Origin of the sequence: Xenorhabdus ehlersii, assembly GCF_003610465.1 — a bacterium.
Lineage (GTDB): Bacteria > Pseudomonadota > Gammaproteobacteria > Enterobacterales > Enterobacteriaceae > Xenorhabdus > Xenorhabdus ehlersii.
This window is the reverse complement of record NZ_RAQI01000003.1, coordinates 34,094-47,079: the sequence shown is the minus strand read 5'-3', so window position 1 is coordinate 47,079 and position 12,986 is coordinate 34,094. Positions and strand designations below refer to the sequence as shown.

Sequence of the window (12,986 nt, the reverse complement as noted above, 5' to 3'; positions counted from 1 at the left end):
ATGAGTAATGAGAACGCACAGAAGCAAATTGGTAATATTGATCTCGTCAAACAGCTAAATAGTGCTGTAGTCTATCGGCTGATTGATCAGCATGGGCCAATATCACGCATCCAAATTGCAGAAGAGAGCCAACTGGCTCCTGCCAGCGTAACTAAAATTACTCGTCAGTTGTTGGAGCGTGGCCTGATAAAAGAAGTCGAACATCAGGCTTCCACCGGCGGAAGACGCGCAATCTCCATTATTACCGAAACGCGCCATTTTCATACGATCGGAGTCCGGCTTGGGCGCCATGATGCAACCGTGGCGCTGTTCGATATGAGCGGCAAGATGTTAGTGGAAGCACATTACCCTGTGCGGGAAAATAGTCAGCAGGAAGTCGAGAGACGGATTATTTACGCCATTGAAAGTTTCATCGACAAAAACCAACGTCGGTTCCGTGAATTGATCGCAATTTCAGTTATTCTTCCCGGACTGGTTGATCCTGAGCAAGGTATTATCCGCTATATGCCACACATTAAGGTAGATAACTGGCCTCTGGTTAAGATCCTCAAAGAGCATTTCAATACCTTCTGCTTTATTGGTCATGATATTCGCAGCCTTGCATTAGCAGAAAATTATTTCGGGGCAACACACGATTGTGAAGATTCCATTCTGGTACGCATCCATCGCGGCACAGGGGCTGGTGTCATTGTTAACAATAATATTTTGCTCAACAAACGCGGTAACCTGGGTGAAATTGGCCATATCCAAATCGATCCTCTGGGTGAACGTTGCCATTGTGGTAATTTTGGTTGTCTGGAGACCATCGCTTCCAATTCAGCAATAGAAGCTAAGGTACAGCAACAATTACGCCAAGGGTTTCCAAGTCAGCTTGCCTTGGATAATTGCAATATCCATGCAATTTGCCTTGCAGCCAACGCGGGCGATCTGCTTGCAACAGAAGTCATCAAACAAGTAGGACTCTATCTTGGCAAGGCTATCTCAATCGCGATTAATCTATTTAACCCTCAGAAGGTGGTGATTGCCGGAGAAATCACTGAAGCAGAACAGGTATTGCTGCCGACTATCAAAAGCAGCATCAATACCCAAGTATTAAAAGCATTCCGCGAAGACCTCCCTGTGGTGGTTTCTGAGCTAAATCACTGTTCAGCAATTGGGGCATTCGCATTAACGAAACGAGCAATGCTTAATGGCGTACTGTTACAACATCTTCTTGGAGGATAATTTCCACCGTTTTAGCTGACTTTGTCGACAAAACGCTTACAAGACAAACAAACAAACGATTTTGCGCATATTTCTTTAAAAAAGCAGTTGACGCATCTGTCTGATATACGCATAATGCGCCCCGCACCGCCGATGAAGGCAAAGCGAAAAAAGATGGCTACGTAGCTCAGCTGGTTAGAGCACAGCACTCATAATGCTGGGGTCACAGGTTCGATTCCCGTCGTAGCCACCATCTTTGCGGGAGTGGCGAAATTGGTAGACGCACCAGATTTAGGTTCTGGCGCCGCAAGGTGTGCGAGTTCAAGTCTCGCCTCCCGCACCATTTTCTTCATCGGGTTGTACTTACGATGTGTTTTAGTAACAATTTTAAGTTTTAATGTGTTGTTTCAGGTGGGGTATCGCCAAGCGGTAAGGCACCAGGTTTTGATCCTGGCATACCCTGGTTCGAATCCAGGTACCCCAGCCATTTAACTGGAACAATGAGTTAAAACGATATAAGGTTAATTGCACATTCTGGGGATAACAAAGGCTGCATTGATAAGTCTCAGGTGGGGTATCGCCAAGCGGTAAGGCACCAGGTTTTGATCCTGGCATACCCTGGTTCGAATCCAGGTACCCCAGCCATATCACTGGGATTTATCACAAACATTACGTTTAACGTAAATGGCTACGTAGCTCAGCTGGTTAGAGCACAGCACTCATAATGCTGGGGTCACAGGTTCGATTCCCGTCGTAGCCACCATTTAAAAATTAAGTTGGGGTATCGCCAAGCGGTAAGGCACCGGATTCTGATTCCGGCATTCCCAGGTTCGAATCCTGGTACCCCAGCCAATATTTTTAATGAGTTACAACATGTAACAAATTGAAAAAGAATAGACAGTAAAAATATTCTTTAATGCAGAGACCACCAATAAAGGTGGTTTTTTTGTTTTCCAACCGTCAAAATCTCCCATAAAAGCCACTTCAGCGATTACCAAATAAATAAGTATTCAGTTACCTACTTCACCAATTCAACAACACTGTTGGATAACAATAACACGCTTACTCGCTACCTATGATCCGGAATTTGCACTGTATGCTCGGAATACCCGCTGATATTCTTATAAAACCAACTAAATTAGCCCCATAAGGGGCTAATAGGAGATAATATCCATCACAGTCCCAAGGCATATTTCAGCGCAAGATTTTTCATGACTCCTGAACGTTGCGCTGCCATTAATGCCAGATTTCGTACCGTTTTTAACCCCGGTAAATCATGACTGAATGTAGTATGGAAAAAATCCATTCCCGCCTGCATCACTAAATTATCCGGCATTCTGCGACGCTGATAACGCATCAAGACTGCCAAAGAATCCCACTCTTCCAACAATTCTTTAGCATTAATCAGCACCTTGAGTAACACATCAACATCCCGATAACCTAAATTCACTCCCTGCCCTGCCAACGGGTTAATGGTATGAGCCGCATCTCCCAGCAAAACCAACCCTTCTTGTACGTAATGGCTGGCATGATGACGAGTCAGAGGAAATGAACCCGCAGCAATCGGGGTGGCTTTACCCAAGCGAGTGGGAAATGCCTGAAAAATTTCTCGCTCAAGTTGTGCCATCGTCATTGACTGCAATTGACGAATACGGGCAGGAGAATCATACCAAACCAACGAGGCCCATTGATCAAACAACGGCAAGAAAGCCCTGGGACCAGAAGGAAAAAATTGTTGCCATGTTGTATCTTGTTGGGGCTGGTCAGTCTTGACAGTTATCAACATACATGACTGGCGATATTGCCACCCGTTACTGCCAATACCCGCCAATTGACGGACTTGAGAACGGGCACCATCTGCACCAATAATCAGACGTGTGTCAATTTCCGTGCCATCTGCCAATGTCACCAGCCACGTTTTATTTTCATGCTGACGCTGCATAGATTGCAAAACAGTGGGACAAATCAATGTCAGGTTTGGATAACGTTCAAATTCCTGCCACAATGCCAGTTGCAAGACACGATTTTCAACCATATGCCCTAACTCTGGCAGCCCCAAACTTTCAGCGTCGAAAATGACGTTCGAATCATTTTGCTCCCATGTTTCCAACTTTCGATAAGGGGCACTGCGCATTCGCAGTACATTTTCCCATGCTCCCAATTGTTTCAATAAACCCACTGAAGCACAGCTGATCGCAGATATACGAACATCAGGTTCACTATCTGCATCATAAGATGCGGGAGGCTGGTGCTCCAATAATGCAACACGCCAACCTTCCTGCGCCAATCCCAATGCTGTTGCAGCGCCAATCATACCTGCGCCAACGACAACGATATCGAATTTTTGTTGTGGATTATTCATATTCATCACGTCATTAACTTATTGATTAAAATAGTCTACCGGAATTTTCCCTTTCCGACTGTGAATATCCGCTGTTACAGTCTGGTCACTGGTGCCTCAAATGACTACAATAGCCAGCAATATTATGCTAAATACACTGCGTGCAATATATTGCGCTTTTCAGTGTTGAAGCATCATTCCACTGGAAACACCGGATACACAAAATGTCGACGATAAAAAAACTGTATATCAAAACCTGGGGCTGTCAGATGAACGAATACGATTCATCCAAAATGGCCGATTTGCTGGAAACCACTCACGGTTATCAGTTAACCGATGTCGCCGAAGAAGCAGATATCTTACTCCTAAATACTTGTTCAATCCGTGAAAAGGCTCAGGAAAAAGTCTTTCATCAACTTGGCCGCTGGAAAGGCCTGAAAGATAAAAACCCTGAAATCATTATCGGTGTGGGTGGTTGTGTCGCTTCCCAGGAAGGGGATTACATTCGCCAGCGCTCACCTAGCGTCGATATTATTTTCGGGCCACAAACCCTGCACCGCCTGCCTGAGATGATTAATCATGTCAAAGGCACCCGCAGCCCGGTTGTTGACATCAGTTTCCCTGAAATTGAAAAGTTTGACCGGCTGCCAGAGCCTCGTGCCGATGGCCCAACAGCATTCGTTTCCATCATGGAAGGCTGCAATAAGTACTGCACATTCTGCGTTGTACCTTACACTCGCGGAGAAGAAGTCAGCCGTCCTTGTGATGATATTTTATTCGAAATTGCACAACTTGCTGCGCAAGGTGTACGTGAAGTTAATCTGCTCGGTCAAAACGTTAATGCCTATCGTGGTGCTACGTTTGATGGCGGTATCTGCACATTTGCAGAACTGTTGCGTCTGGTTGCGGCTATTGATGGTATCGACCGTATTCGCTTCACCACCAGCCACCCAATTGAGTTTACTGACGACATTATTGCCGTCTACGAAGATACCCCTGAGTTAGTGAGTTTCCTCCATCTGCCAGTCCAGAGTGGTTCTGATCGCATCCTTACCCTGATGAAGCGCGCCCATACGGCACTAGAATATAAAGGCATTATTCGCCGTTTGCGTAAGGCACGCCCTGACATCCTGATCAGTTCTGACTTCATCATTGGTTTCCCAGGTGAAACACAGGATGATTTTGAAAAAACCATGAAACTGATTGCCGATGTTAACTTCGATATGAGTTTCAGCTTCATCTATTCAGCGCGTCCAGGAACACCCGCCGCCGATTTGCCAGATGACGTCAGTGAAGAAGAAAAGAAACAGCGCTTGTACCTGCTCCAACAGCGCATTAACCAACAAGCCATGAGCTACAGCCGCGCAATGCTTGGCAGCACACAGCGCATTCTGGTTGAAGGCCCATCACGCAAAAATATCATGGAACTCTCTGGCCGTACCGAAAATAACCGCGTGGTTAACTTTGAGGGAACACCTGACATGATTGGTAAATTTGTTGATGTCGAAATTGTTGACGTATACGCCAACTCCCTGCGTGGTAAAGTCATTCGTACTGAAGATGAGATGGATCTGCGTATCCATGAGTCACCTGAATCAGTCATTGCCCGTACTCGCAAAGAAGATGAACTCGGCGTTAGCTTTTATCAGCCTTAATAGGCCCTAACATAGAGATAATCAGTGACACAAATAAACTCACAAGTAGCAACCCAAGAAATCTTTCTGGAACCCGCAGACAATCAACGTTTGATGAGCCTGTGTGGACCACTTGATGATAATCTGAAACAACTTGAGCGTCGTTTGGGGATTGAAATCAATCGCCGCGATAACCGTTTCAAACTGGCAGGTAAACCATTGTGTGTTAGCGCGGCTGCGGGGATCCTGCGTCACCTTTATGTCGAAACCGCTCCGATACGCGGCATGATACCGGATCTTGAGCCTGAACAGGTTCATCTCGCGATTACCGAAAGCCGGGTACTGGAACAAGCAGCAGAAAGCGTTCCTGAATACGGCAAGGCCGTCAATATCAAAACCAAACGGGGTGTTGTAAAGCCCCGCACGCCCAATCAGGCACAATATATTGCTAACATCCTTGATCACGATATCACGTTCGGGGTTGGGCCTGCGGGTACAGGAAAAACTTATTTGGCTGTCGCCGCGGCGGTGGATGCACTGGAACGTCAGGAAGTCCGCCGTATCCTGCTAACCCGCCCTGCGGTTGAAGCCGGAGAAAAACTGGGTTTCCTGCCTGGTGATCTCAGCCAGAAAGTCGACCCTTATCTGCGTCCGCTTTACGATGCCCTGTTTGAGATGATGGGATTTGAAAAAGTTGAGAAGCTTATCGAAAGAAATGTTATTGAAGTGGCGCCATTGGCTTATATGCGTGGACGTACCCTTAATGATGCCTTTATTATTCTCGACGAAAGCCAGAATACGACCATTGAACAGATGAAAATGTTCCTGACCCGTATTGGTTTTAATTCTAAGGCAGTCATTACCGGTGATGTAACCCAAATTGACCTGCCAAGGGGCCAAAAATCAGGACTGAGTCACGCAATAGAAGTTTTATCTAATGTTGATGAACTGAGTTTTAACTTCTTACATAGTGAAGATGTTGTTCGCCATCCGGTGGTGGCAAAAGTTGTTATTGCTTATGAAGCATGGGAAGCGACGGAACAGGAACGTAAAAAAGCGCTCAATGAGAAACGCAGACAGGAAGCACAATGAGTTCAGTCATATTAGATTTGCAAATTGCATGTGAAAACCCTGAAGGGCTTCCCAAGGAAGCGCTTTTCCAGCACTGGCTGGAAGGTGTTTTGCCACAATTTCAGGCCGAAAGTGAAGTGACTATTCGCTTGGTCGATGAGGCAGAAAGCCACGATTTAAACCTCACTTATCGTGGGAAAGATAAACCAACTAATGTGTTATCTTTCCCATTTGAAGCACCACCTGAAGTTGAATTACCCTTACTCGGTGATTTAATTATCTGTCGTCAAGTTGTTGAAAAAGAGGCAGATGAGCAACAAAAAACGGTCGAAGAACACTGGGCACATATGGTGGTTCACGGCTGCCTTCATCTTCTGGGATATGATCATATTGAAGACGATGAAGCGGAAGAAATGGAAGCTCTGGAAACAGAGATCCTAAAAAAAATGGGTTATGCTGATCCCTATCTCGCGGAAAAAGCATAACCATTGTCAACATTTTTATGTTAAACATAATAGTCTACGATTTTATATGGGGAATTTTCATTAAAACGCCATGAGCGACGACCATCCTTCAAGTAACGATAACCCTGGCCCTAAGAAAGGCTTTTTTGCGCTTCTTAATCAGCTTTTTCACGGTGAACCGAAAAACCGTGATGATTTGGTTGAACTGATCCGTGATTCGGAGCAGAACGACCTAATCGATCCCGATACCCGCGAGATGCTCGAAGGTGTCATGGATATTGCTGATCAACGCGTGCGTGACATTATGATCCCACGCTCACAGATCGTTACCTTAAAACGCAACCAATCTCTGGACGAATGTCTGGATGTTATTATTGACTCGGCCCACTCACGCTTTCCAGTGATCAGCGAAGACAAAGATCACATTGAAGGCATATTAATGGCGAAAGATCTGCTACCCTTCATGCGTACAAATGCAGAACCTTTCAGCATTGATAAAGTACTTCGTCAGGCTGTTGTCGTGCCGGAAAGTAAACGTGTTGACCGCCTGCTGAAAGAATTCCGTTCCCAACGCTACCATATGGCGATTGTGATCGATGAATTTGGCGGCGTTTCGGGGCTGGTCACAATTGAGGATATTCTTGAACTGATTGTGGGTGAAATAGAGGACGAATACGATGATGATGAAGATAACGATATTCGTGCTTTAAGTCGCCACTCCTATTCAGTGCGGGCATTGACTCAAATTGAGGATTTTAATGACGTTTTTGGCACCAATTTCAGCGATGAAGAGGTTGATACTATTGGTGGGCTAGTCATGCAGGCATTTGGGCATCTGCCTTCACGTGGGGAATCCATCACCATTGATGGCTACCTTTTCAAAGTGGCAATGTCTGATAGCCGTAAAATCATTCAGGTTCATGTAAAAATACCGGATGATGCTGGCGTTCCTAGCCTTGATAAACAATAAATAGGATCTGGATGAACAAAGCCTCATTAATCAGCTGCCAGCGGCTACGTGCTGCGCTGGCACTTTTCTTCGGAGCCAGTGGAACGCTGGCTTTTTCACCTTTTGATTTCTGGCCTGCTGCACTTGTTTCCCTCTTCGGCCTGCAAATCCTTTCTTTGAACAGAACAACCCGCCAAGCTTGCTTTATTGGTTTATGCTGGGGCCTTGGTTTATTTGGTAGTGGCGCAAACTGGGTTTATGTCAGTATCGCCGACTTTGGTGGTATGCCAACCGCTATCAATATCTTTTTAGTGATCCTGCTATCTGCCTATCTTGCCCTTTATCCCGCTCTGTTTACTGGTTTATTGAACCGCTTTTTTCCAGCTTCTAATAGCATCAGGCTGGTTATAGCCAGCCCTGCGCTATGGCAGTTGACAGAATTCTTGCGTGGCTGGGTGTTATCTGGGTTTCCGTGGTTGCAATTTGGTTACAGCCAAATTGATGGTCCGATGAAAGCTATTGCGCCTATTCTGGGGGTGGAAGGTATTACTTTCTTGCTGATGATGATCAGCGGACTACTGGTTTTTGCTGTCACCCAGAAAAAAATTTCCGCGACTATCTTCGCCATTATCCTGCTGCTGTTACCGTGGCCAATGAATCACTACCAGTGGTACACCCTACAACCAGAAAAAACCACTAATATTGCTTTGATTCAAGGTAATATTCCTCAGGCCATAAAGTGGGATCCCGCTGTTCTTGGAAAAACATTAGATATTTATTTGGATAACAGCCGTCCTTTCATTGGTCAAGTACCAATCATCATTTGGCCAGAATCTGCCATTCCTGATTATGAATATAACCAAAGTGATTTCCTGACTAAATTGGATAGCGTGTTGAGGAAACACAATACCAGTTTGATCACTGGCATTGTGGACGCCCGACCGACGTTGGAAGGTTATAAATTTTATAACAGCATTATCGTATTGGGGGATAAAATACCTTACCAGTACCCAGCACTAACCCGTTACGACAAACATCACCTGGTACCATTTGGGGAATTTGTGCCATTGGCATCAATCCTGCGGCCACTAGCACCTTTATTCAATTTGCCAATGTCTTCTTTTAGCCAAGGTAATTACATCCAACCCCAACTTTCTGTTGCCGGACACAATATTACTGCTGCTATCTGCTATGAAATTATTTTAGGTGAACAGGTACGTGATAATTTCAAACCTGACACAGAGTTCCTCCTGACCGTTTCTAATGATGCCTGGTTTGGACGTTCCATTGGCCCTTGGCAGCATTTCCAAATGGCACGGATGCGCGCTCTTGAACTAGGCCGTCCTCTGCTAAGAGGAACGAATAATGGTGTTACAGCAGTAATCAATCCGGACGGCTCCATTCAGGTTGAACTTCCACAATTTACCCGGCAGGTATTGGAAGCCAAAGTAACGCCAGCCACAGGAATAACCCCTTATTTTCGCTTCGGGAATTTACCAATATGGGGTACGAGCGTCCTGTTTTTCATCTTTGCTTTTATAAAGAAACGTCGCAAAACTTAATTTTCTATTTTCTTTTAATTAAATGTTAATAGTGGTCAGGGCATATTACTTATGCCCTGATTTCATTTAAAAATAGATTTTATCACCTAAATAACAAAAATTTATCACACATCACACCATAAAATATCCGCAAAAACAGAACATTATTTTAAATAGCACAAAGTGTGAACAACATTCAATATTATTCGCTTTTTAACCATACATAAATGAAATTGTTTATTTATAGTGCGATGTGGGTCGCGAAACAGAAACATTATGGTTTCAAAAAAGTAACATTTTGAATTATTTTTTTACAGTGCACAAACAAAACAACCCAAAAAATCGTTTCAACAGTCTTATTTATGTAGAAACATGCAGAAACACAATTATCTGTAAGAAAATCCAATTTCACAAAAAATAGCCAGATAAAGGAGCTGTATATGCGTAAGTTGATGTTAACCATGATGTTGCTTAGCACAGTTGGAGCTGCCCATGCTGAGGAATTGACAGGAACACTGAAAAAAATCAAAGATAATGGCATTATCGTTGTTGGACACCGAGAATCTTCTGTTCCATTCTCTTACTACGATAATCGACAAAACGTCGTTGGTTATTCCCAAGATTATTCCAACCTAATCGTTGATACCGTCAAGAAAACGCTGGATATGCCTAATTTGCAAGTTAAGCTGATCCCGATTACCTCCCAGAACCGCATTCCCCTGCTACAAAACGGTACTTTCGATTTTGAATGTGGCTCTACTACCAACAACGTTGAACGACAGAAACAAGCGGCGTTCTCCAATACCATTTTTTCCGTCGGTACTCGTCTGCTGACCAAAAAAGATTCAGGCATCAAAGAATTTGATGATCTGGCAGGAAAAAATGTCGTTGTCACTTCCGGTACAACTTCTGAAATCTTGTTAAATAAGCTCAATGATGAGAAGCAAATGAAAATGCGTATCATCAGTGCCAAAGACCACGGTGATTCATTCCGTACCCTGGAATCAGGCCGTGCTGTCGCTTTTATGATGGACGATGCCTTGCTCGCCGGTGAACGCGCGAAAGCCAAAAAACCCGACCAATGGATCATTGTTGGCAAACCACAATCGGAAGAAGCATACGGTTGTATGCTGCGCAAAGATGATCTTCAATTCAAGAAATTGATTGATAACGTTATTGCCAAAACACAAACCTCCGGTGAAGCAGAAAAAATGTTTGATCGCTGGTTTAAAGAACCCATTCCACCTAAAAACCTGAATTTAAACTTCTCCATGTCAGATGAAATGAGAGCTTTGTTTAAATCACCAAACGATAACGCATTGAATTAACTAATCAAAATCCCGATTTGATTGGCAAGACGGGTATGAGGTAGTCGTTCCCTACCTCATTTTTTCCAGACTTAAATTCGATGAATGACAGCTAACCCCATATCAGGGAGTTCGATTATGTCCGCTAATTGGGATTGGGGCATCTTTTTACAAGCCGCCCCTTTTGGTAATACCACCTATCTGGGGTGGCTTATTTCTGGTTTTCAGGTGACGGTGGCACTTTCCGCCTGCGCCTGGATCATTGCATTCGTTGTCGGTTCATTGTTCGGTATTCTCCGTACAGTTCCGAATAAATTCCTTTCCGGGCTTGGAACCTGTTATGTGGAGTTATTTCGTAATGTTCCTCTTATTGTCCAATTTTTTACCTGGTATTTGGTAGTTCCTGAGTTTTTGCCCAAAAGCCTAAGCGATTGGTTTAAAATGGAGCTGGACCCCAATATTCAATTTTTTATCTCCTCAGTCATCTGCTTAGGGTTATTCACTGCTGCCCGTGTATGCGAGCAAATGCGCGCGGCAATCCAATCACTTCCAAGAGGGCAAAAAGCCGCCGGTCTGGCAATGGGTTTAACCTTGCCACAAACCTATCGTTACGTTCTGCTGCCAAACGCCTATCGGGTGATCATTCCCCCAATGACCTCGGAAATGCTCAATTTGGTGAAAAACTCAGCCATTGCTTCCACAATCGGTTTGGTCGATATGGCCGCCCAGGCTGGTAAATTACTGGATTATTCCGCACACGCCTATGAATCATTCACAGCGATCACATTGGCTTATGTGGGTATCAACCTGGTGATTATGCTTGCCATGAGCATACTGGAGAAAAAAGTACGTTTACCCGGCAATATGGGAGGGCGATAAGAAATGTATCAGTTTGACTGGAGTTCGATTGTACCAAGTTTGCCCTTTCTTCTGGATGGATTGTTGATAACGGCAAAAATTACCGTGACAGCCGTTATCATAGGCATTGTCTGGGGAACCATTCTGGCGATGATGCGCCTCTCATCCAGCAAGGCATTGAGCTGGTTTGCAGCCCTATATGTTAACCTTTTCCGCTCGGTTCCACTGGTGATGGTATTACTGTGGTTTTATCTGATTGTGCCTAACTTATTACAAAATATTCTAGGCATATCACCAAAAACCGATATCCGTTTAATTTCTGCAATGGTAGCTTTCTCGCTCTTTGAAGCAGCTTATTACTCCGAAATAATTCGAGCAGGTATCCAGAGCATTTCCCGCGGGCAATCTTCCGCTGCGCTGGCACTAGGTATGACTCAACTACAAAGCATGCGGCTGGTCATACTGCCACAAGCATTTCGGGCAATGATCCCATTGCTGCTAACACAAGGCATTGTATTATTCCAGGATACTTCTCTGGTATATGTATTGAGTCTGGCGGATTTTTTCCGTACAGCAACGAATATTGGTGAGCGCGATGGAACCCAGATTGAAATGGTTCTGTTTGCTGGCTTTGTTTATTTTGTGATTAGTTTTTCCGCTTCTATGCTGGTTAACTATTTGAAGAAAAGGACTGTTTGATGATTTCCCTGAAAAATGTATCCAAATGGTATGGCCAATTTCAGGTTCTTACTGACTGCTCAACTGAAGTCAAAAAAGGCGAAGTAGTCGTGGTCTGTGGGCCTTCTGGTTCCGGCAAATCCACACTGATAAAAACGGTCAATGGCCTTGAACCTGTCCAGCAAGGTGAAATTCGAGTAAATGATACAAAAGTCAATGACAAAAACACCAATCTGGCACAATTGCGCTCCAAGGTGGGAATGGTATTTCAGCACTTTGAACTTTTTCCTCACCTATCGATTATTGAAAACCTGACACTGGCTCAGGTTAAAGTGTTAAAGCGCGACAAGAAAAAAGCGACTGAAAAAGGCTTAAAACTGCTGGAGCGAGTTGGGTTAGCCAGCCATGCGGATAAATTCCCTGCACAACTCTCCGGTGGTCAACAACAACGTGTTGCCATTGCCCGAGCACTCTGCATGGATCCTATTGCTATGCTGTTTGATGAGCCTACTTCCGCTCTTGATCCTGAAATGATTAATGAAGTACTGGATGTCATGGTGGAATTGGCGAACGAGGGCATGACCATGATGGTGGTAACCCATGAAATGGGATTTGCCAAGAAAGTGGCACATCGCGTTATTTTTATGGATGAAGGTAAAATTGTCGAAGACAGTAAGAAAGAAGATTTCTTTGCCAACCCGAAATCAGAACGTGCTCGCGACTTTCTGGCGAAAATTCTGCACTGATTTTTCCTCATCGGCGGAAGGCAAAACTGCCGCCGATCTTAAATTTCCCCTAAAAATAAGTAATTTTCCGCATTCCTCCTTTAACAAGAGTTGTTGCCCCTATCCCTTATCAGCTATGCTATGGAATCTTTGATTTCATCAACAAACCAAACGCGCTAAAGGCGTAGCTTTATTACTCACCATAGGATTATCGG

The 12,986-nt window shown here is 44.4% G+C and carries 11 protein-coding genes and 6 tRNA genes; 16 read left to right on the top strand and 1 reads right to left on the bottom strand.

Translation table 11 applies throughout. From position 1 onward, the window contains the following. The 7 genes from nagC (at position 1) to BDE27_RS10545 (ending at position 2,055) form a co-directional block, all read left to right on the top strand. The gene (gene nagC, locus BDE27_RS10575) at positions 1-1,224 is read left to right on the top strand and encodes a DNA-binding transcriptional regulator NagC (RefSeq protein ID WP_099131109.1); all 1,224 of its coding nucleotides are present in this window, start codon (positions 1-3) and stop codon (positions 1,222-1,224) included. Between the two features lie 155 nt (positions 1,225-1,379). Continuing rightward, positions 1,380-1,456: transfer RNA gene (locus BDE27_RS10570), tRNA-Met, on the top strand. A 5-nt stretch (positions 1,457-1,461) separates the two neighbouring features. Then, positions 1,462-1,546, top strand: a tRNA-Leu gene (locus tag BDE27_RS10565). Between the two features lie 69 nt (positions 1,547-1,615). After that, positions 1,616-1,690: transfer RNA gene (locus tag BDE27_RS10560), tRNA-Gln, on the top strand. 83 nt (positions 1,691-1,773) lie between these two features. Further along, a tRNA-Gln gene (locus BDE27_RS10555) sits at positions 1,774-1,848 on the top strand. Between the two features lie 41 nt (positions 1,849-1,889). After that, positions 1,890-1,966: transfer RNA gene (locus BDE27_RS10550), tRNA-Met, on the top strand. Between the two features lie 14 nt (positions 1,967-1,980). Further along, positions 1,981-2,055, top strand: a tRNA-Gln gene (locus BDE27_RS10545). A 322-nt stretch (positions 2,056-2,377) separates the two neighbouring features. On the opposite strand, the gene ubiF is transcribed toward BDE27_RS10545, so the two are convergent. After that, positions 2,378-3,565: a 3-demethoxyubiquinol 3-hydroxylase gene (gene ubiF, locus BDE27_RS10535; RefSeq protein ID WP_099131215.1), complete on the bottom strand. Its 1,188-nt coding sequence runs from the start codon at positions 3,563-3,565 to the stop codon at positions 2,378-2,380. A 203-nt stretch (positions 3,566-3,768) separates the two neighbouring features. On the opposite strand from ubiF, the gene miaB reads away from it, so the two are divergent. From miaB to BDE27_RS10490, 9 genes are all read left to right on the top strand, one after another. Beyond that, the gene (miaB, locus tag BDE27_RS10530) at positions 3,769-5,199 is read left to right on the top strand and encodes a tRNA (N6-isopentenyl adenosine(37)-C2)-methylthiotransferase MiaB (protein WP_099131108.1); all 1,431 of its coding nucleotides are present in this window, start codon (positions 3,769-3,771) and stop codon (positions 5,197-5,199) included. 24 nt (positions 5,200-5,223) lie between these two features. Continuing rightward, entirely contained in the window at positions 5,224-6,270 is a 1,047-nt protein-coding gene (locus BDE27_RS10525) for a PhoH family protein (RefSeq protein ID WP_099131107.1), read from the top strand. Next, entirely contained in the window at positions 6,267-6,734 is a 468-nt protein-coding gene (gene ybeY / locus BDE27_RS10520; protein WP_099131106.1) for an rRNA maturation RNase YbeY, read from the top strand. Before BDE27_RS10525 ends, ybeY begins: the two co-directional genes overlap by 4 nt. A gap of 70 nt (positions 6,735-6,804) precedes the next feature. Then, complete coding sequence (corC, locus tag BDE27_RS10515; protein ID WP_099131105.1) at positions 6,805-7,683, top strand: CNNM family magnesium/cobalt transport protein CorC; 879 nt, start codon at positions 6,805-6,807, stop codon at positions 7,681-7,683. Between the two features lie 11 nt (positions 7,684-7,694). Next, entirely contained in the window at positions 7,695-9,224 is a 1,530-nt protein-coding gene (gene lnt, locus BDE27_RS10510) for an apolipoprotein N-acyltransferase (RefSeq protein ID WP_099131104.1), read from the top strand. Between the two features lie 419 nt (positions 9,225-9,643). Further along, complete coding sequence (locus BDE27_RS10505) at positions 9,644-10,531, top strand: glutamate/aspartate ABC transporter substrate-binding protein (RefSeq protein WP_143707507.1); 888 nt, start codon at positions 9,644-9,646, stop codon at positions 10,529-10,531. A 117-nt stretch (positions 10,532-10,648) separates the two neighbouring features. Next, entirely contained in the window at positions 10,649-11,389 is a 741-nt protein-coding gene (locus tag BDE27_RS10500; RefSeq protein ID WP_099131102.1) for an amino acid ABC transporter permease, read from the top strand. A gap of 3 nt (positions 11,390-11,392) precedes the next feature. Next, entirely contained in the window at positions 11,393-12,067 is a 675-nt protein-coding gene (gene gltK / locus BDE27_RS10495; protein WP_099131101.1) for a glutamate/aspartate ABC transporter permease GltK, read from the top strand. After that, complete coding sequence (locus tag BDE27_RS10490) at positions 12,067-12,792, top strand: amino acid ABC transporter ATP-binding protein (protein WP_099131100.1); 726 nt, start codon at positions 12,067-12,069, stop codon at positions 12,790-12,792. Before gltK ends, BDE27_RS10490 begins: the two co-directional genes overlap by 1 nt. The last annotated feature ends 194 nt before the right edge of the window (positions 12,793-12,986 follow it).